The organism is Chryseobacterium piperi (assembly GCF_002285635.2).
GTDB lineage: Bacteria > Bacteroidota > Bacteroidia > Flavobacteriales > Weeksellaceae > Chryseobacterium > Chryseobacterium piperi.
The window spans coordinates 996,281-1,021,567 of the sequence record NZ_CP023049.2 but is presented as its reverse complement, the minus strand read 5'-3'; the positions used below and the strand labels follow the sequence as shown (position 1 = coordinate 1,021,567).

23 protein-coding genes are annotated in these 25,287 nt (G+C 36.0%); 10 read left to right on the top strand and 13 right to left on the bottom strand.

The window, feature by feature from the left end; genetic code table 11:
* Positions 1–179 precede the first annotated feature (179 nt).
* Positions 180–1,181 (bottom strand): IS110 family RNA-guided transposase, encoded by a 1,002-nt coding sequence (locus tag CJF12_RS04460; RefSeq protein WP_095591058.1) that lies wholly within the window; start codon positions 1,179–1,181, stop codon positions 180–182.
* Between the two features lie 493 nt (positions 1,182–1,674).
* On the opposite strand from CJF12_RS04460, the gene CJF12_RS04455 reads away from it, so the two are divergent.
* The 4 genes from CJF12_RS04455 to CJF12_RS04440 all read left to right on the top strand — a co-directional run bounded on the left by CJF12_RS04455 (position 1,675) and on the right by CJF12_RS04440 (position 5,823).
* A complete protein-coding gene (locus CJF12_RS04455) occupies positions 1,675–2,616 on the top strand; it encodes a nitrilase family protein (protein ID WP_034685417.1) in 942 nt (313 codons plus the stop codon).
* 103 nt (positions 2,617–2,719) lie between these two features.
* A complete protein-coding gene (locus tag CJF12_RS04450; RefSeq protein WP_034685356.1) occupies positions 2,720–4,147 on the top strand; it encodes a cysteate racemase in 1,428 nt (475 codons plus the stop codon).
* Positions 4,148–4,321: 174 nt separating this feature from the next.
* Positions 4,322–4,921, top strand: a complete 600-nt coding sequence (locus CJF12_RS04445) for a 5'-methylthioadenosine/S-adenosylhomocysteine nucleosidase family protein (protein ID WP_034685358.1) — start codon at positions 4,322–4,324, stop codon at positions 4,919–4,921.
* 5 nt (positions 4,922–4,926) lie between these two features.
* Positions 4,927–5,823: an MBL fold metallo-hydrolase gene (locus CJF12_RS04440; protein ID WP_051887306.1), complete on the top strand. Its 897-nt coding sequence runs from the start codon at positions 4,927–4,929 to the stop codon at positions 5,821–5,823.
* Between the two features lie 4 nt (positions 5,824–5,827).
* On the opposite strand, the gene CJF12_RS04435 is transcribed toward CJF12_RS04440, so the two are convergent.
* Both CJF12_RS04435 and CJF12_RS04430 read right to left on the bottom strand, forming a co-directional pair.
* A complete protein-coding gene (locus tag CJF12_RS04435) occupies positions 5,828–6,295 on the bottom strand; it encodes a PPC domain-containing DNA-binding protein (RefSeq protein WP_034685361.1) in 468 nt (155 codons plus the stop codon).
* A 33-nt stretch (positions 6,296–6,328) separates the two neighbouring features.
* Complete coding sequence (locus tag CJF12_RS04430) at positions 6,329–6,922, bottom strand: Crp/Fnr family transcriptional regulator (protein WP_034685363.1); 594 nt, start codon at positions 6,920–6,922, stop codon at positions 6,329–6,331.
* A gap of 616 nt (positions 6,923–7,538) precedes the next feature.
* Between CJF12_RS04430 and CJF12_RS04425 the strand changes: the two genes are divergently transcribed.
* On the top strand, positions 7,539–7,880 hold the full coding sequence (locus tag CJF12_RS04425) for a helix-turn-helix transcriptional regulator (protein ID WP_051887307.1): 342 nt from the start codon (positions 7,539–7,541) through the stop codon (positions 7,878–7,880).
* Between the two features lie 7 nt (positions 7,881–7,887).
* On the opposite strand, the gene CJF12_RS04420 is transcribed toward CJF12_RS04425, so the two are convergent.
* Positions 7,888–8,616: an MBL fold metallo-hydrolase gene (locus CJF12_RS04420; protein ID WP_034685364.1), complete on the bottom strand. Its 729-nt coding sequence runs from the start codon at positions 8,614–8,616 to the stop codon at positions 7,888–7,890.
* A gap of 154 nt (positions 8,617–8,770) precedes the next feature.
* On the opposite strand from CJF12_RS04420, the gene CJF12_RS04415 reads away from it, so the two are divergent.
* Positions 8,771–9,292, top strand: coding sequence for a GNAT family N-acetyltransferase (locus tag CJF12_RS04415; RefSeq protein ID WP_034685365.1), 522 nt, complete (start codon positions 8,771–8,773; stop codon positions 9,290–9,292).
* A 5-nt stretch (positions 9,293–9,297) separates the two neighbouring features.
* Here the strand turns inward: CJF12_RS04415 and pdeM are convergent, their stop codons facing one another.
* The 4 genes from pdeM to CJF12_RS04395 all read right to left on the bottom strand — a co-directional run bounded on the left by pdeM (position 9,298) and on the right by CJF12_RS04395 (position 15,179).
* Complete coding sequence (pdeM, locus tag CJF12_RS04410) at positions 9,298–9,942, bottom strand: ligase-associated DNA damage response endonuclease PdeM (protein ID WP_034685366.1); 645 nt, start codon at positions 9,940–9,942, stop codon at positions 9,298–9,300.
* A 176-nt stretch (positions 9,943–10,118) separates the two neighbouring features.
* Complete coding sequence (locus CJF12_RS04405; RefSeq protein WP_051887312.1) at positions 10,119–12,530, bottom strand: ligase-associated DNA damage response DEXH box helicase; 2,412 nt, start codon at positions 12,528–12,530, stop codon at positions 10,119–10,121.
* A gap of 49 nt (positions 12,531–12,579) precedes the next feature.
* On the bottom strand, positions 12,580–14,160 hold the full coding sequence (locus CJF12_RS04400) for an ATP-dependent DNA ligase (RefSeq protein WP_034685372.1): 1,581 nt from the start codon (positions 14,158–14,160) through the stop codon (positions 12,580–12,582).
* Positions 14,157–15,179: a ligase-associated DNA damage response exonuclease gene (locus CJF12_RS04395; RefSeq protein WP_034685420.1), complete on the bottom strand. Its 1,023-nt coding sequence runs from the start codon at positions 15,177–15,179 to the stop codon at positions 14,157–14,159. Before CJF12_RS04395 ends, CJF12_RS04400 begins: the two co-directional genes overlap by 4 nt.
* Positions 15,180–15,399: 220 nt before the next feature.
* Between CJF12_RS04395 and CJF12_RS04390 the strand changes: the two genes are divergently transcribed.
* The 4 genes from CJF12_RS04390 (at position 15,400) to CJF12_RS04375 (ending at position 18,167) form a co-directional block, all read left to right on the top strand.
* Complete coding sequence (locus tag CJF12_RS04390) at positions 15,400–16,188, top strand: SDR family oxidoreductase (RefSeq protein ID WP_034685375.1); 789 nt, start codon at positions 15,400–15,402, stop codon at positions 16,186–16,188.
* 82 nt (positions 16,189–16,270) lie between these two features.
* Positions 16,271–16,672 (top strand): GlcG/HbpS family heme-binding protein, encoded by a 402-nt coding sequence (locus CJF12_RS04385; RefSeq protein ID WP_034685376.1) that lies wholly within the window; start codon positions 16,271–16,273, stop codon positions 16,670–16,672.
* A gap of 18 nt (positions 16,673–16,690) precedes the next feature.
* Positions 16,691–17,494, top strand: a complete 804-nt coding sequence (locus CJF12_RS04380; RefSeq protein WP_034685379.1) for a helix-turn-helix domain-containing protein — start codon at positions 16,691–16,693, stop codon at positions 17,492–17,494.
* Positions 17,495–17,669: 175 nt separating this feature from the next.
* Positions 17,670–18,167 (top strand): hypothetical protein, encoded by a 498-nt coding sequence (locus CJF12_RS04375; protein ID WP_034685382.1) that lies wholly within the window; start codon positions 17,670–17,672, stop codon positions 18,165–18,167.
* Positions 18,168–18,865: 698 nt separating this feature from the next.
* On the opposite strand, the gene CJF12_RS04370 is transcribed toward CJF12_RS04375, so the two are convergent.
* From CJF12_RS04370 to CJF12_RS04350, 5 genes are all read right to left on the bottom strand, one after another.
* Positions 18,866–19,780, bottom strand: a complete 915-nt coding sequence (locus tag CJF12_RS04370; RefSeq protein ID WP_034685384.1) for a helix-turn-helix domain-containing protein — start codon at positions 19,778–19,780, stop codon at positions 18,866–18,868.
* Between the two features lie 23 nt (positions 19,781–19,803).
* Complete coding sequence (locus CJF12_RS04365; RefSeq protein WP_034685386.1) at positions 19,804–20,058, bottom strand: Atu4866 domain-containing protein; 255 nt, start codon at positions 20,056–20,058, stop codon at positions 19,804–19,806.
* Positions 20,059–20,060: 2 nt separating this feature from the next.
* Complete coding sequence (locus tag CJF12_RS04360; protein WP_034685388.1) at positions 20,061–20,918, bottom strand: SDR family oxidoreductase; 858 nt, start codon at positions 20,916–20,918, stop codon at positions 20,061–20,063.
* Between the two features lie 699 nt (positions 20,919–21,617).
* On the bottom strand, positions 21,618–23,045 hold the full coding sequence (locus CJF12_RS04355) for an alpha-L-fucosidase (protein ID WP_051887313.1): 1,428 nt from the start codon (positions 23,043–23,045) through the stop codon (positions 21,618–21,620).
* A gap of 120 nt (positions 23,046–23,165) precedes the next feature.
* Complete coding sequence (locus tag CJF12_RS04350; RefSeq protein ID WP_095591057.1) at positions 23,166–25,223, bottom strand: glycoside hydrolase family 2 protein; 2,058 nt, start codon at positions 25,221–25,223, stop codon at positions 23,166–23,168.
* Positions 25,224–25,287 lie beyond the last annotated feature (64 nt).

Here is a 25,287-nt window from a genome sequence, read left to right as displayed (position 1 = left end):
ACGCAGATTTTTAAACTTAATCTATAATTATCTGTGTGATCAGTGTAATCTGCTGGAAATACATCAATAGTAAATTTATAAGAACAAAAGTACCGGTTCTAAAAAGAAAGATCTGCTCAATCTGCTTAATCTGCGAGAGTAAAAAAGCAATCATAAACATCCGTGATAATCTGAGTATTCTAAGACATATGCAAATTATATCTTGTTAAATTTACAAAAGGTTCTTCCCTTTTTACGACAGCAAATATTCTATATACAATTTTACAGCATACAGCATTGATAATAGAATTATGTGCTTTTCCCTGTTGTTTTTTTCTTTGGTAATAAGATTTTAATTCTTCATCATAAATTACGGCAGAATTAGCACCATTAAAAAGAATCGTTTTAATTCTTTTATTTCTAAGTTTACTTGTTTTAGTTTTGCCTTGAACACTTGTTCCTGATGTATGCTCAAAAGGAGCAATCCCTGCATAACAGTTGAATTTCCTTGGGCTTTGAAAACTTGTAAAATTATTCGTTAATACAATCATATAAGCTGCTGTGAGGAATCCAACCCCTTTCACTTTGGTTATTTTTTCAAAGTTTCGGTTGAGGTGTTGTTGATTATGGATTTCCTGTTTTATTTTTTCTTCAACTAATGCTATATTTTTATCCAGTTGCTGTATATGGCCCATAATATCATTAATTTCAAAACTTACATCAGCTATTTTATTGATCTGATAAAAAGCTTTTATCTCATTCTTGAACTGTGTTCTTACCTTTATCAAATGATTTCTGTAGGTAAGAAGATTTTTTATCTTAAGCAGTTCTTTACTGGGAAGGAGATAAGGTTTAAGTTCTTTGCAATATGTTTTTGCATACTTGGCAATCCTCCAGGCATCAACTCGATCATTCTTTCCTCTTTGTATTCCCTGACTTAATTTTATTTCGAGAGCCGGGACCTGATAATAGCTTATTTCTTGGCTTTCCAATATCCTGGCAAGGAGCAGCCCATAATTTCCTGTATTTTCAAAGCAATACCACAATTGAGCATTCTCTGGGATGTTTCTTGAAATCATACTTTCAATTCCTGATAGAGTATTTTCAACTTTAAAAAAAATGTCTTTCTCTTCAGAATCACTCATGATACAAACATCCAAGGTATCTTTGGAAATATCAATTCCTATAAAATAACTTTTCATAACTTTGGATTTAGGATTTATCCTGAATGAACCATTTTGAATAATGCTAAAACCTTTAATAAGCCTTAATGCTTAACATTCTAAATGGCAGATATTCAAAAGAGAAAATAAAGTCTGATACTCAGAATAGTTCTGTTCTGGAAATCTGTTTAGTTCACTTTATTTTCTCTGGTTCTTCAGAATATAATTATTATCTAATTTAATACTAATTCATTGTGTAAATCTAAAGGCGATCTGTGGTAAAAAACTAAATCACAAAAACTTTTATATACTTAAGATTTATCCTTCCGTCGAAATGATACATTATCTCGCAGATCAAGCAGATTACGTAGATTTTTAAACTTACCTATAATAATCTGTGCGATCAATGTAATCTGCGGGAAGCAAACCTACTGTTCATCTGTATTATCAAAAAGACAGAGAATAATCTCCACAGATGTCGGTTTTTTACAATTTCAGAAACCCAAGCCTTTATAATTTTGCTGAAAAAAGTATGAACAATCTCAAAATTTCAACCGCCCAATTTGAAAATAAAAGCGGAGATAAAGACTACAACCTTTCGATTATTGAAAAGCTAAGTGGGGAAGCAGCTGCAAAAGGTTCTCAAATTATTGCCTTTCATGAATGTTCCATGACAGGATATACGTTTGCCAGAAAGCTTACCAGAGATCAAATGCTGGATATCGCTGAACGTATTCCTGAAGGAAAAAGTATTCAGAGGTTACAGAAGATCGCCGGTAGATTTAACATTACAATATTGGCAGGGCTTTTTGAAAAGGATGAAAATGATAACCTTTTTAAAGCTTATGTCTGTGTAGATAAAAACGGATTGGTTGCCAAATACAGAAAACTTCATCCATTCATCAATCCGAATCTGACAGCAGGAAATGAATACTGTATTTTTGAAATTCATGGATGGAAATTCGGTATTTTAATTTGTTATGATAACAATATTATTGAAAATGTACGGGCGACCAAACTCTTGGGGGCTGACGTTATTTTTATGCCCCATGTTACCATGTGTACGCCTTCTTCAAGACCGGGAGCCGGGTTTGTAGACCCTCAACTTTGGGCAAATCGTGAAAATGACCCTACTTCATTGCGCCTTGAATTCGAGGGGATGAAAGGCAGAGACTGGCTGATGAAATGGCTTCCTTCAAGAGCATACGATAATGGGGTTTATGTTATTTTTTCCAATCCTGTTGGGATGGATGATGATCAATTGAAGAACGGACATTCTATGATTATTGATCCTTTTGGAGATATTTTAGCAGAATGCGGCTCCTTTGAAGACTCTTTTGTCACGGCTACCATTACCCCTGAAAAACTAACTCAGGCAGGAGGATACCGTTATATCAAAGCAAGAAGACCTGATTTATATAGAGATATTCTTGGACAGGAACACCAACCGGAACAGAAAGTCGTATGGCTCTGATGTATTTTATCCCATTATTTTTTATTCATGAAAAAAACTTATAATCTAGACTTTCAAACCTGTTTTTATTCTATAAATTTGTTTGATCATGAAAAATTAAAGCATGGAAATCCAGGAAAAACTTGCAATAATAGGAGGTTTAGGTACATTATCAGGAGGTGATCTGTTTTTTAAGCTTTTGAAATCTCCAAAAGTCCTCAAAAACCAAATGAATTATCATTTTATATTTGAGCAGCAGCCTTTTAATCAAATAGATGTTCCACTACATCACCAGGAGGATATTCGGTCAAGAAAATTTTATACCTATACCATTTGTAAGAAATTTGAAGAACAGAAGGTAGCCAAAATCCTTTTGCCTTGCTTTGCCAGCCATTCCTTCTTAAATGAACTTCAGACAGAAATTTCTATTCCCATTATCAGTCTTTATAATGCGATTTTGGATTACCTGAAAGAGTATTATCCTAAAGGCTCTAAAATTGGCATTCTGACATCCGATTTTATTAAAGAATCGGATGTTCTTACGACTCATTTTAAGGAATATGAACTGGTTTTTCCTTCGGATCAAGAAAAACTGATGAATGCCATATATGATGAAAGAGGAATCAAAAACGGAAATTTGGATGGCCTCCCATTGGAGCATATCTATGAGGTTTGCTGCGAGCTGGAGGATCAATGCGATGTGATTCTTCCATGCATTACAGAGCTGTCTTTAGTAACGGAAACATTAAGGAAAAGAGGAATACGGATTATTGACATCAATCAGGTTTATGCTGATTATGCCCTGAACAATCATGGAGAAAAATACCCAAAAGCATTTAAACTGGGCATATTAGGTGGGGTAGGTCCTTCTGCAACTGTGGATTTCATGAATAAAGTGATCAGGAATACTTCGGCTAAAAAAGACCAGGATCATATTAAAATGATTGTAGAGCAAAACCCTCAAATTCCGGACAGGACAGCCCATCTGATCTATAATGAATCAGATCCAACAATGGCGATGTTTGCGACCTGTAAACAATTGGAAGCGGAAGGTGCAAATGCCATTGCCATTCCTTGTAATACGGCACATGCTTTTGTAAACAGTATTCAGTCTTACCTTAATATTCCTATTGTAAATATGCTTACGACAACGGCTGAATATATCGCCAATCACTTTGGAAATACAATCAATGTTGGGCTTTTGGGTACTACCGGAACGATAGAAAGCAGGGTATATCATAACGTTCTTGCCGATTATGGTCTTAAGATTACCATTCCGGATAAAGAGCATCAGGAATATGTAATGGAAAGTATTTTTGGAGAAAAAGGAGTTAAAGCAGGCTATACGGAAGGGGAATGTAAAGAACAGATTCTAAAAGCAGCAGAATATCTTATCGACTCTAATGTTGATGTTATTATTCTTGGTTGCACAGAACTTCCATTGATGTTTAATGACCAAAACTCAATGGATCATTCCGGAAAAAAGATCCAGCTTGTTGATCCAACTTTAATTCTTGCCCAAAAATGCGTACACATTGCTGGACTTTCCTGAAAATGGAGATACGATGTGATGATTAGAAAATACCATTCAAAATAATTTAAATTAGATCAATCATACAAAGGCTTTCTATTTAGAAAAAGCCTTTTTTCGTATCCTTTTTTGATAAATACATCACGTTATTATAATATATTTGTACTCATTATTTCTTAAACAATCGACCGATCCATGATAACCATTAATTCTGAATTTTCCGTTGCCTTACCAGATGTTCTTTTTGTTTTTGCCCTGGAATCTGAAGCGGCAGACCTTTTTGAACATACCAACAAACTGATTACAGGAATAGGAAAAGTGAATGCCGCTTCGGCACTGACAAAATCAATATTTACAAAAAAGCCTAAACTGATCATCAACCTGGGTTCAGCAGGAAGTCAAAGCTTTACAAAAGGAGAAGTAATTTGCTGCACTCAATTTATTCAGCGGGATATGGATGTAAGAGGCCTTGGTTTTAAAAAATATGAAACCCCGCTATCAGGAATTCCTCCTTTGCTTGAATACGGATTGAAAATGGAAGACATGAAAACCGGAACCTGTGGAAGTGGGGACAGTTTTGAAATGGGTCATACAGAAACCGATTATAATATTGTAGATATGGAAGCTTATCCTTTAGCTTTAATCGCTATGAAAGAAGATATTCCGTTTTTATGTCTTAAATATATTTCTGATGATGCCGGAAGCGATGCTGCTGATGATTGGGCAGTACAGGTACATTTAGCTGCAGAAGCATTCAGTAAAATCCTGTTTAAAGAAAAGCAATTGTCCAATTAATAGAGATGAAAGCTAAAAACAGTGCATTTATTCAGATTCTTATGGAAGATCTGGAAGTTTATATCCTTTCAGACGGGTCTTTTGGAATCGGAACACCACAGCCTATATTGGCGCCCGAAATAGAAAAAGAAATCGTTTCAGATGCATTAAAAGCTTTATATTTGTCTGAAGATGATTACAAGCTGCCGATCAGCACTCTTCTGATCAGAAAGGGAAATCGTAATATACTCGTTGATACCGGTGAAGGATATCATAACCCTAAAAGTGCAGGCTGGCTTCAGAATAGTCTTACGGAAATTGGAATATTTCCCGAAGACATTACAGATATCCTGATTACTCATGCCCACCGGGATCATATTGGCGGCATCCTTTCCAGAGAAGATGAGCGGATCTATCCCAATGCAGACTATTATATTTCTGCTCAGGAATTGAATTTCTGGACTAGTGAAGAAAAAGATTTTTCTTATAGTAAAATGCCTGCCGATTCTTATCCTAACGGACTGTTACAGAAAAAGACATTGTCGGTAATTAAAGACCGTTTAAATATATTTCATCCCGGAGATATTCTTTTTTCCTGTATTCAAACGCAAGCTGCACCGGGCCATACTCCAGGACATATTATTTTTAATATCTTTTCCGGAAAACAATCGATTACCCACATAGTAGATGTTGTCCACTCTCCCTTATTGATTAGATATCCTGAATGGGGAACACGATGGGACGTGAATTTTGACCAGGGAATTGCCACAAGAAAGCAAGTTCTAGAGGATTGCTACCTGAATAAAACACTTGTAACAACCTGTCATCTTCCCTGGCCGGGAATTGGATATATCGACAAAATACAGGATCAATGGCAGTGGATTCCCAAAGCATTTTCAGATCCGTTTCGTATCAAAATCTAAAAGATCAGTTAAAACTCCATTGGGATACATCATGGAAATCCGGGGCTTTTTTATCATTTTCAGGTAAAACAGGCTTAGTTTCCAGAGAATAAAAGAAGAATTCTGTACAACCATATACTCTGGCATCTACCATCTGGCCAGACAGAAGTGTCCCGTTTTTCCATTCTAGTGTCACATCTAAATGAAGCAAAATTTTCCCATCGGTTTCTGAAATATTTCCTGAAATATGTTGTATTTCCGTGGGCTTACTTAATCTTGTGTATACATGTTTTTTCAGATTGGGATCCAGAAAGCGTAAGGTAATCTCCTCCAAAATACCAATCCCTGAAATCTTCCCGGTTGTAAACTTCTCGTGGCTGATAAAATCAGTTAGGGCATCTATGATATTGGCTTCATCTTTAAGGCTTAAAATATAATGGTTTTCTATTTTTCGGGCAGTCCATAAGACTCCTTTTACAATTTGTGAATTCATGAGGGTCGTTTTAGTGTTTAGGTCTTAGTTTTTTTAGTAAAAAATTTTACGATTCACAATTTTTAAGACATTTTCTTTTTCCATGTTCTTGATCACCCGAATAACCGTTTCTACGCGAAGGCCTGTAAGGGATGCCAGTTGCTGTCGGGTTAAGGGAATTTGAAATGAATAAGGAATTTTATCTTCGTGGTAACTTTTCAGATAATCCATCAATAAACGGAGTTTAGAGGTCGGATTCTGAAATGAAAGATTGTAAAACATAATATATTTATGATACATCCGGTCTGCAAGACAGTGGTATATGCTGAGTGATATATCCGGATTTTCTTTTAATAAATTTAGGAAATCAGGTTTGGGCAGCCTGAGTACGCTTGACGGATTTAAGGCGATAGCATTCATTGGGTAGGGTTTATCTACAAATAGAATTGACTCTCCGAAACTATGCCCGTCAGAAAAAATATTCTGGATAAACTCTTTTCCATCTTCCGTATAATTATTGAGTTTTATTTTTCCTTTGAGAATCTGGAAATAATATAACGAAAACTCACCCTCCCGAAAGATGATTTCGTTTGCTTTATAATTTTTAATTTCTGCTCCATAAGAAAGCAATAGATCTTCGGTTATCATATTGAATCGGACTATAGATTTAAAATTAAATATTACGAAATAGCGAATATTTGCTATCTAATTATTTAAAAAAGTAAAGAGAAAATAATTTTAGCAAATTTCCTAAAAAAAAGATACCACATAGGTACCACACAGCACTATTTTTGCTATTTTAAAATCTGTGTAAAGATCGATCAATAAAAGACCAATAAAATTTCAAAAGATTGATTGTAATCATAAAAAACAAGATAAGGAATACTTTATATTTGACCCTTGATTACTAAAAAAGCGAATGAATTAAAAAAATCACTTAAAATCAAAGCTGGATTGGGATATATGAGAGTTGGCGTGGTATCTATGTGGTATTTCAATTCAAGAAAATTTTAATCATTTTTTCTTTCTTTGTCTTCATGTAAAAAATAATTACTCTAATTTTTAATGATGGCATTCCTGATAGAGGGCAAGCTTTATTTTGTAATATGATAAAATTTTGAATAAATAAAAATAAAAAAGGCGTCATTTCGTTGATGACAACAGTATAGCTGATTCGCCAAAAGCGAAAATATAAAAACAGAAATTAATTCTGTAGTTAAAAATAACTAGTGCTGCAGAGCTTAGTAGAGATGAAAAAAGTAATATGAAAAACGAAAAACCTGAATTAAATTTAGAAGATTTAAACCAAAAATTTTTTGCTCAAGATGAAATCATAGCATTGGCCAAAGAGAACTCGCCAAGGTTATTGAACAAATTCAGATTAGCCTATCCTTCTTTTTTTGATAAAATATCTGCTATACAATCTAACCTCAAAAATTCTGAATTGATTTTTTGTATTTATTTAAAATTAAATTTATCTACTAAAGAGATTGCAACCTATACCTATGTAACCCCTAAGGCAGTACAAAACCGAAAGAACCGACTTCGGAAAAAACTGAACATTCCATCAGAAGTCGATATTTACAAATGGTTTAATGACTTATAGTGTATTCTTAAAATTCTATGATACCTTTTTTGAGGTCATGATACAATAATATCTTCCAGTGATTTTCTTCAGCTTCTTTTTGCCACATTTGTCTTAATTCCATGGCTTTCCTGCCGTCAAAATCAGTTTTAAAAGCGACATTGTACTGTAAATAGGATTCCTGCGGAAGATCATCAGCTCCATAAAAAGCAATCTCTCCATCTTCCCTGATCCAGAAAACCTGCATGAAAGGAGTATGTCCGCCCACAACTTCATAAGAGATTTCATCGGTAAGCTGTCCTTGATCATCATTCATCCAGACCACATTGGGTAAGCGAATCAGCTTTTCAAGTACTTCAAAATCGAAAGAAGGATTTCCTTTATTTTCCATGGCAAAGTCCAGCTCACGTTTTTGAATATAGAGTTCCGCATTAGGAAACGTAGCTTCAAAGCCATGTTCTGTGGATCGTATGGCACCTTCGATATGATCTTTATGAAGATGGGAGAAAAGGACTTTCGTTATCTGACCGGGATCAATATTTTCCTCTTCCAGTTTTTGGAGCATGACCATTTTCCCGTTTTCATCTTTCCATCCGATTCCGGCATCTAAAAGGATATAATCATTTTCTGTAACAATCAGAAAAGGTTGTATTGACATCCTCAGCCCTTTAGTAAGGTCCGATGTAGTATCAAGAAGACTAAAGTCTTTGGTTTTGCTGGCTAAAAAATTGCCTTCTTTAAGAGGAATAATTTTCATCCTACAAATTTCCTGAATATTTAGACATCTTAAAAGCCTTTTTTCTCGATGGCTGCTATCGGTAAAAACAATGACAAGAGGGAAATAGAAGTTTCCATAAACTATTGTAAGAATCTATTTGTAACTTTGTATATCACGATAAAATTGATTAAAAATGAGCTCGATAATCATTAACAAAGCCTTTCCTGAAGATTTTGAAATTATACAGGCGATCGGAAAAGAAACTTTCGCCGAAACCTTTGGGGAAAGCAATTCTGAAGAAGAGATGGATCGGTACCTTGAAGAAAGCTTCAATAAAGAAAAGATAACAGCAGAACTTAATAATCCTGATTCATTCTTTTTTATCGCCTGGGAAGATGATAATCCTGTAGGCTATCTAAAACTCAATATAGGTAACGCACAAACAGAATTACAGGATGAAACCGCCCTTGAAATTGAGCGTATTTATGTAAAGAGCAACCATCAGGTTAAAAAGATAGGTCAATTATTATATGATCAATCTTTGGAAATAGCCAAAAGCCAACAAAAGAAATACATTTGGCTGGGCGTTTGGGAAAAGAATTTAAAAGCCCTTAGTTTTTACAAAAAAAATGGCTTTGTAGAATTTGATCAGCATATTTTCAGATTAGGAAATGATGAACAAACCGATCTGATGATGAAAAAAACATTGGATTAAAACTATTAGATCTCATAAATTTCAGCATCCGTAAATACAAAAAATCTTCCTCCTTTGGGAAGGTTTTTTGTATCCAGTCCTGTGAATTCACTGTATGCCGGAAGCAACAACTGATCAGATGTTCTTACAAAGCAGGGTAGACGTATGTTTTTGACTGTAGATGGAATGACAAATCCCGGATGAATATGCCCTGTTATCTGAAATCCGGAATGAGATTGATCAAAATCATGAATAAAGGTAATTCCGTTAATCTCTAAAAGATTTGTTTTTACATCGAGGCAAAGCTTTTTTTCCAGCTCTTTGGAAATCCGGTCATGATTTCCTTCAATAAGATACAATTTCAATTTCGGATACTGGCTTCGCCATATGCAAAACTCCTCCACATCAGAATTATTTCCCGCATGTAATAAATCACCTACAACAATAAATTTTTCAGGCTGAAAATAAGCGATCAGTACGGAAAGCCTCTCAAGATCACTTTTCATAACATGATTAGCCAATGCAATTCCATTCTTTCTGAAATGAGCCGTTTTTCCAATATGAAGATCGGATAAAATCAATGCTTTTTCCTTTTTCCAGAATACTGCACGCTGATTCGTTAACGTAAAGGTTTCAGTTTGAATGGTTATATTTTTTGTTGCAATGTTCATTTGTTAGAAGTTAGAAGTTAGAAGTTAGAAGTTAGAAGTTAGAAGTTAGAAGTTAGAAGTTAGAAGCAAAATTACAGATTATTGAGTATCCCGGTCTTTTCTCTTTTTCCTTTGTTCTTTTTTCTTTTTTCTTCATTATTATTCATTACCCATTGCTTATTACTAATTATTCATCATTACTCATTAATCTTTCTTCCCTTACTTGCCTGCTGTATCAGCTTTTGTATTCTCATATCTAAACCTTCACTTGAAAGGGTTTGACGAAGGCTGTCTACTTTAATCGGGAAGCTTAATGGCGTAAAAGTATTGGCATATTTTAAAATAATCTTAGACTTTTCGATTCTTTTAAAAGCTTCCACCAATCTTTGTTCCTGCAGCTGCATATTAAAGACTTCCGTATAGGCCTGTCTTACGAGAAAATGATTGGGATCATAATCTTCCAGCACTTTAAAAATCAATCCTGCCGAACTTTGTAGTGCTTTATTGGATCGTTGCTGACCCGGAAAATTCTGTATTACCATTCCTGAAATTACAGCAATATCCCGGAATTTACGTCGGGCCATTTCTGCAGAATTAATGCTTGAAATCACGTCGACCATCAGATTATCCCGAGTCAATATTTTTTTTAAAATCTCGTCGCTCAAAGGTATTTCCTTATCACTGAAAAGCTCAAATCCATAATCGTTCATCGCCATGGAAAAAGAAATAGGGGCAAGCTTAGAAATCCTGAAAGCAATTAATGCAGCCATTACTTCATGTACCAAACGTCCTTCAAACGGATACATAAATAAATGATATCCTTCTCTGTTTTTGATCAGTTCCACCAGAAATTCATCATCTTTAGGAATATGAGACCGCTTTTCCTGGCTGACCAATAACGGGTGCAGGAATTTCAATTCTTTTTCGGAAGCAGAGGGATTGAGTGCTCCGGATAGTTTTTCCCTTAAAAACTGCCCGAGATTAGAGCTTAATGGTAATCTTCCGCCCAGATAACTGGGAGCAAGTGCTTTTCCTTTCGCCAGACGTACATAAACAGTCATATCTTTAACCATTGCAACTTCAAGGACTCTTCCTGCCAAAATAAATTTTTCTTCTTTTTTAAGCTTTGAAATAAAGTATTCTTCAACCATTCCGATATAGCCTCCGGAAATAAATTTAACCTTCAGCATGGCATCACTTACGATAGCTCCCATATTCATCCGGTGCAGCATTGCTATTTTTCGGGAAGTGACTTTAAACAATCCGTCGTCCATTACAACTACTTTATGAAATTCTTCATAGCTCTTTAAAGCACTGCCGCCAATGGTCAGGAAATCTATAATACCTTTCCATTCTTCATCCGTAATTTCCTGGAAAGTATACACTTGCTTTATTCTTTCGTAGGTTTCGTTTGGATAGAACCCGTCACCGACCGCCAATGTCATCAGAAACTGAACCAGAACATCAAAACACAATACCTGTGGTTCTCTGGGCTCAACCACTTTTTGTTTGACCGCTTCTTTTAAAGCTGCGACTTCAATCAGCTCCAAAGAGTGGGTAGGAACACAGTAAATTTTAGAAGTTTCAAAAGGGGAGTGCCCGCTTCTTCCCGCCCGTTGCAGGAATCTGGCAACACCTTTTGCTGATCCTATTTGAATCACAGTATCAACCGGTTTAAAGTCGATACCTAAATCTAAAGATGAAGTAGAAACGACAGCTTTTAATTTACCATTACTTAAATTTTCTTCAATCCAGATCCGTAAATGAGCATCTATGGAACTGTGATGAATGGCAATTTGTCCCGCAAAATCAGGATAAGCATTCAACAGCAACTGATACCACATTTCACTCTGGCTCCGGGTATTGGTAAAGACGATCGTAGATTTAGATTCCAGGATAATGGGAACAATTTTATCGGCAAGCTTAGCTCCTAAATGCCCCGCCCATGGTAAAATCTCGACTTCATCCGGAAAGACGGGAATAATATCAATCTTTTTATGCTGTTTTGCTGTGATCTTTACTTTTTTAACATCGTAGGGAATCAATACCTCCATGGCTTCGTCCAGATTGCCTATAGTCGCTGTAATTCCCCATATTTTTAACCCAGGAACATATTTTCGAACCTGTGAAATACCGAGTTCTACCATTACTCCTCGTTTAGAACCCAATAATTCATGACATTCATCTACCGCAATACACTGAAGATTCTGGAAAAATCTGATGTGGTTTTTCTGGGCAAGAAGTAAGTGTAAGCTTTCAGGAGTTACGACCAATATATCAGGCATACTTTTAACCTGCTGTTGTCTTATTTTGGGATCTGTGTCACCATTTCGAACGCCAACGGTCCAGTCTAATCCAATTTCATTGATGGCTTCATCCATTGCTTTGGCAATATCTTTGGAAAGGGATCGGAGGGGCGTGATCCAGATCAATTTAAGTCCTTTTTTATACTTTTCAGGATGGTTAAGAAAATCGGTGATCAATGCCAGAAAAACGGAAAACGTTTTTCCGAATCCTGTAGGAGCAATGACCATTCCACTGTATCCATTACCAAACTTCCACCAGGTATCGGTCTGAAACTTAAATGGGGAATTCCCTTTTTCAGCCATCCATTGCTGAATGACCTTAAATCCGTTGGTATTTTCAAAAGCAGTCAAATTATTGTATTAGTTTTTTTATTTCTTCAAGATCATCTATTTCATCTACCGTTTTATCTTTTCTCCATCTAACAATTCTTGGAAAGCGTAAGGCAACACCACTTTTATGTCTGCTGCTAAAACCAATTCCTTCAAAAGCGATTTCAAAGACCAATTCTGCCTTTACGGTACGGACAGGTCCGAATTTTTCAATGGCATTTTTATTAACAAAACGGCTTACCTCCATAATTTCCTTATCTGTTAATCCCGAATAAGCCTTGGCAATTGTTACCAGGGAATCACCGTTTTTAACGGCAAAACTATAATCGGTATAGTAAGCACTTCGCCTTCCGCTACCTTTTTGAGCATAAATCAATACCGCATCAATGGTCATCGGACTGATTTTCCATTTCCACCAGTCACCTTTTTTTCGCCCTGAGTGATAAGGAGAATCTTTTTTCTTGAGCATCAATCCTTCACTGTTGATATCCCTGGAATTTTCTCTGATCTGATCCAGTTCCTCCCATTTTTCAAAAGCTATGATTTGGGATAGTTGAAGCTTTTCGGGGCTTTCATTAAGAAATAGTTCTTCAAGCATCGCTCTTCTTGCCGAAATGGGCTTTTCGCGCAAATCATTTCCTTCAAGCTCAATGAGGTCATAGACAAATACTTCAATGGGAACATCCGTAAGCATTTTTTTGGTAACGTTTTTTCTATTTAATCTTTTTTGTAATTCATTAAAGTTTAAAACCTTATCCTCCTTTACTGCAAGTATTTCTCCATCTAGTACAAAGTTTCCACGCATTGCTTTTACAGCCTCTGCCACTTCCGGAAATTGTTCGGTTACCAGTTCTTCACCCCGGGACCATATAAAAACTTCATCATTTCTTCTGATGATTTGTCCACGGATTCCATCCCATTTATATTCGATAATCCATTCATCAGGTTCTCCTAATTCAGGCAGTTCTTTTTCTAGTGGATAGGCCAGACAGAATGGGTAAGGCCGGGAGTTATCCGTATTTACTTTTTCTGCGGAAATCAATTCCTGAAAAGAAACTTCCCCAGGATTCCATTTTCCCATCATGCTATGCATTAATGCACTGGCTTCCTGTCCTGAATATTTCGTTAAAGCATTAATCAGCGTCTTATCCGATACACCGATCCGGAAACTTCCACCTAATAATTTATTAAATATCAAACGTTCCGTATAATCCAAGCCGTTCCAGGACTCTAAAACAAAAGTCTTTTTCTCAGCTTCAGTTTTGTCTTTTAAATGAACAATATCATCCATCCATTGAGAAAGGCCTCGTTCTATTTTTTCTGTGGGCTGCGGAAGGATCAGAGAAAGTGTTTCTCCCAGATCTCCGACGGAAGAATAGCTTTCCTGAAAAAGCCAGAATGGCAGTTTTGTAATCTCCAAAGCCCATTCTTTCATATAATTCGTATTGACATTTCTTTTGGGTCTTTTGCCGGTAAACAAGGCTATAAACCATACTTTATCTTCATCAGGCGTACGCTCGAGATAATCGATAATGGCATCGATTTTAGCATTGGTTTTATTGGTACTTTCCAAAGCATTGATTAATTCTGCAAAATGTCTCATGGTTCAGGATTTTCAATGATTTCTTTTTCGGTTTCTTCTTCGTCATCACCAAACTGAGTGACTACCACATCTGCTTTGATTCCTATTTCATTTAAATATTTTGAAAAGACTTCAGTCTGTCCGTGAGTGACATGCACGATTTCAGCTTCAGTCGCTTTTACAGCTTGTAATAATCCACCCCAGTCCGCATGGTCACTCATGGCAAACCCTGCATCTGCACTCCGCCATCTCCTGGCTCCCCGTACCTGCATCCATCCGGAGCAGATTGCGGTTGCAGCGTCAGGTATTTTACGGATGATATTGGTATCTAATAATGCAGGTGGAACAATTACAATTTCGCCTTGCAAATGTTTTGTACTTTCTTTAAAATCAGGAATTTCATATTCAGGAAGTATAATGCCGGCACTTTCAAAAGCTTCATTAAGTTTGCCTATGGAGTAATGAACGTGTATTTTTCCTAATCCTTCGACTGCTTTCATAATCCGTTGTGCTTTTCCCAGGGAATATCCTATGAATACAGAGGTTTTGGAATTTTCTTTATTTCTCAGAACCCAATTCTGGAGCTTTTTATTAAGATCTTCGATATCCAGCCAGTTATAAATAGGAAGGCCAAATGTGCTTTCGGTAACAAACTCATGGCATCTTACCAATTCAAAAGGAGTACTTAATCCATCATCCTGAACTTTATAATCCCCGGAAATAACAGTCACATAACCTTTATATTCCAATCTTACCTGTGCGGAACCGATAATATGGCCGGCAGGATGTAAAGACACTTTGACACCATTAATAGTAGTTACCTGACCATAACCGACACTCTGACACTCGATATCAGGGCCGATTCTCTGGTATAAAATAGGTTTGGTAAAATCATGGCAAAAATACTTTTTCATACCCCACCGGGCATGATCCGCATGTCCGTGTGTAATAATTGCCAGATCAACAGGCCGCCAGGGATCAATATAAAACTTACCCTGAGGACAATATATTCCTTTTTTTGTAAATGTAATTAGTTTCAAATGAAGCATATTTTGTTATCTATAAAAAATACATACCTTATAGATCTTTGGTTGAATTATATTATTCAAAAAGCCGACCAATCATTAGTAAATATCAAAAAATAACCTTTTTTTAGTTTGAACTTTACAGCAATAAAACATTGGACTTTTCACCAACAACGAAAGCTTATATAAAGCTGAAATTTGTTTTCATACTAACCCAACAAATAAAAAATACAAAATGAGCAAAACAATTTTAATTACCGGAGCTGCAAGCGGATTCGGTAAAATAGCAGCTTTCGATTTAGCTAGAAAAGGACACCATGTGATTGCAACAGCACAAGTGTACCCTCAAATGAGTGACCTGATAAGAGAGGCCAAAGAACAAGGTGTAAAAATGACCGTTGATAAACTGGACGTTACCAATTCCAGAGATATAGCTTATATTTTAAAGACCTATGATATTGATATTTTAATCAGTAATGCAGGTATTATGGAAGGAGGACCAATCGCAGAACAGCCTTTAGACCTTATCCGTTCCATGTTTGAAGTCAATGTATTCGGAGCTTTAGAGCTGGCACAGGGATTTATTAAAAAATTCATTCAAAAGAAAAGCGGAAAAATTGTCTTTACTTCTTCAATGGGAGGTTTATGGACGGTTCCTTATGTAGCTGCTTATTGCGCTTCAAAACATGCCTTAGAGGCTATAGCTGAGGGGTTAAAAACCGAATTGGCTCCTTTCAATATCAAAATCGCTACCTGTAATCCGGGAGTATTCGGGACCGGATTTAATGATAGGGGAGTAGATTCTATTATGCACTGGTATGATCCTAAGATAAATTTCACTCCTGAATCAGCTTTTGCAGGAGCTTCAGAATCCCTTGCTCATCAGTTAGATCCTCAGTCTATGGCAGACGTGATCGTGAATGTTGCTTTAGATGATAATAGCAACTTCAGAAATTTACATCCTAAGGAAACAGAAGATTTTGTAAAGCAATTACAAACTGAGGCCTGGAGCGTAAAGAGTTAGAAAACTTTGTATTTATAGAATGCGTGAACAAAAATAATCACGCATTCATTTTTATTCATCTATTACATAAAAAAAACACTCAATGAATATCACTTATCATGAATCGGTAAAAGCATTAAATGCTTCTATAGAAAAAGCAAAAACACTGGGGATTCCTGTAAGCCTGGCTGTTGTAGATACAGGAGGACATCTGGTTTCGTTTGCTCGTTTAGACAGTGTATATGGCGTCATTGATTTCGCCATTAAAAAAGCAAAAACAGCGGTTATGTTTGGCGTAGACAGCGATATAATGGGATCTATTATTTCCGGTGCAGATGTACATGGATACGGGATGCTGAATTCAAATGACGGACTTCTTACGATTGCCGGCGGTGTAGTCATCAAGAATAAAGAAGGGAGTATTATAGGAGCGATTGGCTCTTCAGGAGGCACTCCTGAACAGGATAAAGAAATTGCACATGAAGGTGTTACTGCTATTTTTTAATTTTTGCATATTTGTATCATGGCTGCTCAATCTGAAATATTATTTGATAAACTGGTGTACTCGTGCGCATTTGAAAAGCACAGGGGATATGAGGAGTTTATCCCGGATCATTTTTTGGGATTTCAGCTTTCGGGGGAAACTCATGCTTTTCATAATCAGGGAAAAACAATCATTAAGGAAAATACAGTGGTTCTGGTCAGGAAAAATCAATTGGTCAGAACCATAAAATATCCTTCCAAAAACACGAAATATCAATTCATTTCAATTACGCTTGATAAGGAGACTTTACAGCGATATGCTGCTGAAAATAAGGTTACAACAGATGATATCTTCCATGATAAGCAGAAAATATTCTTTGAATCGGACGCTTTTTTTTCGAATTATTTTATGTCGCTTACCCCTTATATTGATAAAACTAAAACCATCAGCTCCAATCTTGCCGACTTAAAAGTTAAGGAAGCTATTGAATTGATTTTACAGAGTAATCCAAATTTTAAAAACCTCCTTTTTGATTTTTCTGATCCTCATAAAACAGACCTGAAGGAATTCATGAATAAGAATTTTATTTTCAATTTATCGATTGACGCATTTGCAAAACTGACAGGACGTAGCCTTTCAGGCTTTAAGCGCGATTTTCAGAAAACCTTTCATATGCCTCCTAAAAAATGGCTTAAGGAAAAAAGGTTACAGGAAGCCTATTATCTCATCAAGCATAAAGATAAAAAGCCTACGGATATTTATTTAGATCTGGGATTTGAAAATCTATCTCATTTTTATTATTCATTTAAAGAGAAATATGGACTTACCACATCGGAAATCTAGCGATCAATAATAACTTGTTTAACCTTTTATTTTTGTGTCACTATTTAAGTTGTTAAGAGCATTAAGAAAGCCTGTACACAGCCGTGAAATTCATTTCTTAAACTCTCCTTAATTGTTTAAATATGGAGTTTTTTTGATAAGTTTATACTGGGTTTAATATAACAAATACATCATTATGGATTTTATTCAACAACTTAATACCTGGGCGAAAGGAGATCTATTTCAGGCAAAATTAATGATAGCCTGGATTTTTATTTTTTGTCTCCCACTCATTTTTTATTCCATCAAAACCCATCATGTATTTTTTAAGGGGATGATTATCCCTTTAAGCTTATTAATACTGATGCTTTTGGGTTACGGAAGCTATCTTTTAACGACAAAAGGAAGAGAGATCCAAAAGATTGAAACACAGTATTCAGAAAACCATCAACAGACTCTTAAAGAAGAGCAAGCCAAGGCAGACCAAAATAGCAAGAGTTATGTCATGTTTAAAACGATCTGGGGAACACTGTTATTATTTTCAATACTGTTTTATTTTCTTCTCAACGGAATTTATATGAAAGGCTTCTCAGTAGGCTGTATTATTCTTTTTTTAACTTTGTTTATCACAGATACTTTCTTCCATGCAAGGCTAAAAACCTACCTTTCTTTTTTACAGGAATTGAATAACTGAATCAATGATTATTAAGATTAAAGAAGCCGCTTCAAAACAAGATTACTTCTTTTTTGTTTTTAGCATGAAAGAATTCGTGCATTCGTGGCTACAAAAATAAATGTTATCTGCGATATTTTAATATTATCCTGCAGAATGGTTAAACGCAAGGACGCAAAAGATTTTTAAAATAATCGGTTTTTAAGACGCAAAGGCGTTTCACTTAGCAAGGGTTGAGTTTTTTATTGTCCCGCAGATTACACGGATAACGCAGATGTTTCTTACTATTAACAAACTAAGGCTCAATCTTTCTCATTGACTTCGTCTAATCTTCGATTTCAGAATGAAGAATCTAAACATGGTAAAACGCAAAGTCGCAAGAGATTTTAAAAACAATCGGTTTTAAGGCGCAAAGGCGTTTCACTTAGCAAGGGTTGAGTTTTTTATTGTCCCGCAGATTACACGGATTGCGCAGATGTTTCTGTCATTAGCAAGCTAAGGCTCAATCTTTGTCATTCAGAATACAGACGATAAGTCTGCGAACGTAGTTCAGAAGCGGAATGAAGAATCTCAACACAAAAAAAGGGATAGATTTTTCCAAAAACTAAAAGTTCGAAGAAGGCAATCATAAAAATTGTGATACCAGGACCATAAGATTTCTCACTCCGTTCGAAATGACAAATAGATGCCATTTAATACAGTCTTATATAAAAATACTTTTATGAAAAAAACTTCCTGAACTCCAAAGGTGACTGGTCTGTCTTCTGCTTGAAGAGTTTACTGAATGACTGTGGATGCTCAAAACCCAATTCATAGGCAATCTCGCTCACAGATAGATTTGTAGTACTTAAGCGTTCTTTAGCATAGTCAATAAGCCTGTTCTGAATATGACTTTGGGTATTTTGCTGGGTATGAATCCGCAATAAGCTTCCCAGATAATTGGGAGATATATTCATTTCTTCAGCAATTGCCTTTACCGTAGGCAATCCATGATCCATGATATGTTCGCGATCAAAAAACCGGTCAATAGTCTGTTCAAAACGTTCTATGATCTCATGATTGGATTTTTTTCTGGTAAAAAACTGTCGTTCATAAAACCGTTCAGAATAGATGAGCAGTAATTCGATCTGCGCAATAATTAAATCCTGGGTGAACTTATCAATATTGGACTGGTATTCTTTTTCTATGTTCAAAAGAATTTCTACAATAGCTTTTTCCTCTTTGTCAGATAAAAATAAAGCTTCGTTCACAGCGTATTGGAAAAAATCGTAAGATTTTATTTTCTTAGCCAATGAAGTATTCCATAAAAAATCAGGATGAATCAGCAGCAGCCAACCTGTGGGTTCTACTTTAGCACTTTGGTTGATCTCAGCTCTTAGAAATTGAAGCGGGGAGACGAACGTTAAAACTCCGGAATCAAAATCATACTGCTGTTGGCCATAATTAAATTTAGTGGTAACATTCCGCTTTAATCCTATAGAATAAAAATTCTGGATCCATTGCATTTCGTTTTCAGTCACAGGATAAGAAACTTTACTATAGTCGATAAGGCTGATCAGCGGATGCTCGGGACCATCCAGATTACAAAAATTATGAAATTCAGAAATAGAATTAAAGCGAAATGTCTTTTCCATAATATCAGTGCTAAATTAGTAAATCAATTCTCTTTATACAAGATCATTCCAGCATGATATAATATTCCCTCCTTAAAATCTCCATCTGCCGTAAACCCTGTATCATCTTTATAATCAATATGATTTCCGGAAACTATATAATTTCCCTGATAAGCACTTTTCCGTGAACCACGGGCTTCATCATATCGGTTGCCTGGTAGTAATTCGTGACGGATATATCCGTCTTTTGTTACCCATATTCCAATGTATTCTTTTGTTTCTTCGATGGTTGGTTTCATTGCTATTTGGATGAAAGTTCATTATATGTTGTGGACAGTGTATAATCTTTCCATTGTTCAGATTGCTGAGTAAGAATACCTATTTTATTCTTAAGCATTTCATAGGCATCACTTCCTAATAATAAGTGTACCGGAGGTTGAGCTTCTTTGCTGACTGCAATCAGTACCTCTGCTGCCTTTTCAGGATCATTAGTCTGGTTTCCATTAATGGTATCAAGATGCAATTGTTCTGATTCACGGGCAGCTTCATAAGCCTTGATTGCATTTTGGGGCGTTCTTACAGAGCCTTTCGCAAGGAAATCTGTACGGAAATAACCAGGATATACAACAGTAGCTTTTACACCAAAATCTTTAACTTCTTCAGCCAAAGCTTCAGTGAATCCTGCCATTGCAAATTTGGTTGAACAATAAATTCCCCAGCCCGGAAAACCTCCAAATAAGCCTCCAACAGAAGAGATATTGAATATATTTCCGGAACCCTGATTTCTTAAATAAGGCATTACATTTCTGATCACATTTAACGGGCCGAATACATTAACGTCAAAATTTTCTCTGGTTTCTTCATCCGATAATTCTTCCAGAGTACCTATCTGTCCATATCCTGCATTATTGACTACAACATCAAGTTGCCCAAAATGCGCAATGCTTTTCTCAACAGCCTCTTTGACACTGGTATTATCTTTCAAATTAACTTCTAACGGTAAAAATTCATCCGATAGATTTCCTATCTCCTGAATTAGAGCCTCTGCATTTCTTGACGTTGCAGCTACACGAAATCCTTCATTCAATAATCTTTTTACCAGGGTAAGTCCTAATCCTTTTGAAGCACCCGTAACGAACCATACTTTTTTTGTTTCCATTTTTCTTCTATTTTTTTAGTTGTAATTGATGATACAAAGATCACAAGGAAAACAAAATTCTATGTATCTCAATCAACTGATGATGTAATCAAATCGTGGATCGTATTTTTGTTATTGAATTTTATTGTTAAAAAATGATTTAGATTCTTTGCTTCGCTCTGAAATCGAAGATTAAACGTAGCCTGAAGGTCTTTTCAAGGTTGTCATTTCGAACACCCTGCAAAATACTCTTAAACTCTTATCTTCTCTTAATGGTTAAGCTTTCTAAATTTTAAAACGCAAAGGATTAATTGTAATGCTGTATAATTTTAAGTGAGCGAAGGTTAGCTTCGCTGATGAAGCTTATGAGAACAAAAATCTTTGATTTTAAGAAGCTTATGTGTACTTTTTATACATTATGAATTGAACTTAAATAACTAAAGTGTTTAAAAACTTTTGTGACTTTTGTGGTTATTTTTTTTCACCACAGATGACCTCAGATGTGCACTGATGTTTGTGGTTGCTTTTCTACATTTAGATTCTTTACTTCGTTTCTGAACTGCGTTCGCAGACTTATCGTCTGTGTTCTTAAATCGAAGATTAGACGTAGCAATAACACGAGTAGTCAATTGTCTCCGGTATTGCTATTTTGAACAACGTGAGAAATCTTAACAGTATATTTATAGCGTATAATTTAAAGATATTTACACCGTTGAAAAACTATGTTTTTGCATCAATGTAGTTATTTTTATTTTCATTCGCAGTATCTAAAACAATAACAAAAGGAGCTGGAAATGACTGTTTCGGCAAATAGAGATTGATCTGCCTTTTGGCTATTTCTTTTATGGTTATTTTGGAATTAGTATTTTCCAGTAAAGACGCTTTACCAATGCTGACTCCTTCCGGAGTTTGAATCTTTAGGATTCCTGAAATAGGAATATTAAAAACAATGGCATACAGTTTTTTGTCTTTTTCATTTTGTGTAAAGTATCCCCAATCCTGTCTTTGCCAGCCTTTTGCATACCCACCATTATATATGGCAGGATGATTTATTTTCATCCAGTTTCCGATAGTTTCAGCAATCTGCTGCTCTTCCGTTCTTATCATGCCATCAGCCTGAGGTCCAAAATTCAGAAGAAAATTCCCACCCAATGAAGTGGTCTGTGCCAGCATTTCAATGAGCTCAAACGGCGTTTTGGTGTAACTTATATCCCATTTTTTGTGATAGCCCCACTGGTTTTCAGGAATTGTCATACAAGCTTCCCAATCCCGGTGAATGACCTGGGTGTCTGTAGGAGAGGGGAGTCGCCGTTCATACCCCGATTCATAGTCTCCCATCATATCTCCATTAGAGTCAAAATGGCGTGAACCAAAATCATCAGCTCTTAAGCGGCTGTTTACTACAACACCCGGACGAATTTCTTTAAGCATTTTTTCTATTTTTAAAGTCCACCATCCATTTTTCTTTATGGATTTATCCCAGGTACCATCAAACCAAAATCCTTTTACGGTAGGATAATTTTCAGCAAGCTCTCTAAGCTGGTTTTGAGCAAAATTGAGGTATCTCGAAAATGCGATACTGTCTTCTTTTGATTGGATATCATACCTCCAGTCAGGGTGATGCCAGTCCAATACGGAATAATAGAAATTAACATCAATTCCTTCTGAATTATAAGCCTTAACCAACGCTCCTATAATATCTTTTTTGTAAGGAGTATTGGCTACGTTGAACTCAGAATATTTACTAGGCCACAAAGAAAAGCCCTCATGATGCTTGGTAGTAATCGTCATGTACTTTACACCCATATTTTTTGCCATTTTAGCCCATGCTTTTGGGTCAAATTTCACAGGATTAAACTTATAGCTTAATGAATCCCAGGTAGCGTTAGAAATATGAGCACTTGATTTTAAAAATTCTGCGGCATAAGGATAGGTCTTTCCTTTCCATTCTCCGCCGGGGATAGCATATAAACCCCAATGGATAAATTGCCCAAACCGATTGCTTCGCCATTTTTGCATAGCAGCATCCTCACGTTTGCCTTTGTATTGTGCCCCATATTTTAGCTGTTTCTTTTCACGGTTTTGTGCTGGCAATGAAAGAAATCCTAATAAGGAACAGATCAATAAAGTTTGTTTGATTAATTGCATTTTACTAGTGTTTTTTAGGCATTTATAAGTTTCTTCAACAGATAAGAACATAGATTACAAGTTTTTTTAGTATCTCTTTAGATTTTCAGAGATTACATGATAAATCGGTGATATCTAGTATCAGTTTAAATTCCAATATACTTCATCAGTATACGTTTTACCTTCTTTTTTTATCAGGACATTGATTTTATTCTTCCCCTTTTTGAGAGAGACATTCTTGAATATATAGTGGACATCCGTCGTTCCTTTTTCCGGAGCCGGAATCTTTTTTCCATTGACTTTTAAGTCAGGAATTCCAATATTAGAATATACCGTAATGTTTGTGACCGCTTCTTTACGGTTAATCAATCTTCTGTCCGAAATATACAATACGGGTTGTGCACTCCAGTTTGCTTTATACCAATAAAAAACGTCTTTTTTAGTTTTCCGGTCAAAGGTGATCAGCCCTTTCATATTTCTGGCAGGAATACCTCCACGACTCCAAAGAGGAACTGCGAAATCAAACATATTCCACAGATAGCTTCCTACTAAATAAGAAGATTTGGATATGGCTCCCCATTGTATTTCATGCATTCGTGTTTCCCGTTGTTCAGGAAAAAAAGTTCCATTGACAGGATCAAACTTGGCTGGTATTGTTTCCGTTTGTTGAAAGATATTACCATCAGCGCCATATTCAGATAATATAATTTTATTATCCGGATAGTTTTGCTCAAGCTTCTTCATCCATTGTTCCAAATCTTCTGTTTCTCCTTCATACCAACCATAATAACGATTCATGCCCTGCAAATCTCCTTCTCCATTTTCCGGACGTTCCATAGTCCCGTATCCGTTAACACTTACGGTGTATCTCCCGGGGTCTTCTGTTTTGGCCAGGTCATGTAAAGCTGCGGTCACCTGACTTACATAGCCACCAGCATTCTTTTCATATACTTCATTATGCATTCCCCAAACATAAATAGAAGGATGATTAAAGTTCTGTCGGATTAATTCTTTCATCTGTTGCAATGCGTTATCTTTTTCTTTTCCGCTGGTTGCATTGACAAACGGAATCTCTGCCCAGACTAAAAAGCCAATACTGTCACTTTTTGCATACACATACTCAGCTTGCTGATAATGAGCCAATCGGATAGAATTAGCGCCTATATCCCGGATATCTTCGAGGTCTGCAGCGTGCTGCTTATTACTCAAAGCACTCCCAAATCCCCACCAGTCCTGGTGTCTTGTTACTCCATGAAGTTTTATTTTTTTATTATTCAGGGATAAGCCTGTCTTTTTATTGATTTCAATATGACGAATACCCAGAGGCTGGGAAACTTCATCTACCAGTGTTCCTTGCTGTTTAAGCTGAACTGTTACCTTATGGAGATACGGATCTTCCAGGCCATTCCATAAATGAGGATTTTGTAATTGTATGTTGTGACAGAAACGCTGTAGGCCTTGTGCAGTTACTGTTACAGGTAATTCTGAAGATTGAATAACCTTTCCCGCCTGATCATAAATATTAGCCAGTAATACTGCTTCTTGTGGTTGTCCTGTTTTATTATTCAGTTCTGTACAAATGGATAGATCTGCCCGTGCCTGGGAAACATTTTTTTGGGAAATATAAACGCCTGGCCCCGCATAATTGTCGACACTGATATTCAAACGATTGGTAATAATTAAAGAAACCGGACGGTAAATTCCGCCATATATTCCAAACAGTTTGTGGTTGACAGGGATAACCTCTGGATCTGCCTCATTATTAGCCATTACTTTCAAAGTATTGAGCTCACCGAAACGGAGCCATGATGATATATCAAAGGAAAATGCGCTATAAGCTCCTTTATGTTCTCCTACTAATTGATTATTGACTAAAACTTTCGCAACATTACCCACTCCTTCAAAACGGATGAATACCCGTTTGTCTTTCCATGCCGGATCTGCTTTGAATTGTTTTTCATAGATCGCATTGCCTTGGTAAAAATCTTTTCCCAGTTGCATATCTTCATTGTTCCAGGTATGAGGAATAGTTACCGGAGATCCAATTGTATCTGAAATTTTTTTAACTTTCTGAATATCGGTTTTATGAAATTTCCAATCACTATTCAATGGAATAACCTGGCGGCTTTGTGAGAAAACATACATCCCTTTTAACATTGTGAAACAGGCGAAAATGCCCAAAGTTATTTTTCTAATCATAAAGTGAACTTTTTGGTACTTATTTATTAGTTTTTATTTTTCTGAACCATTAAGAAATAATCAG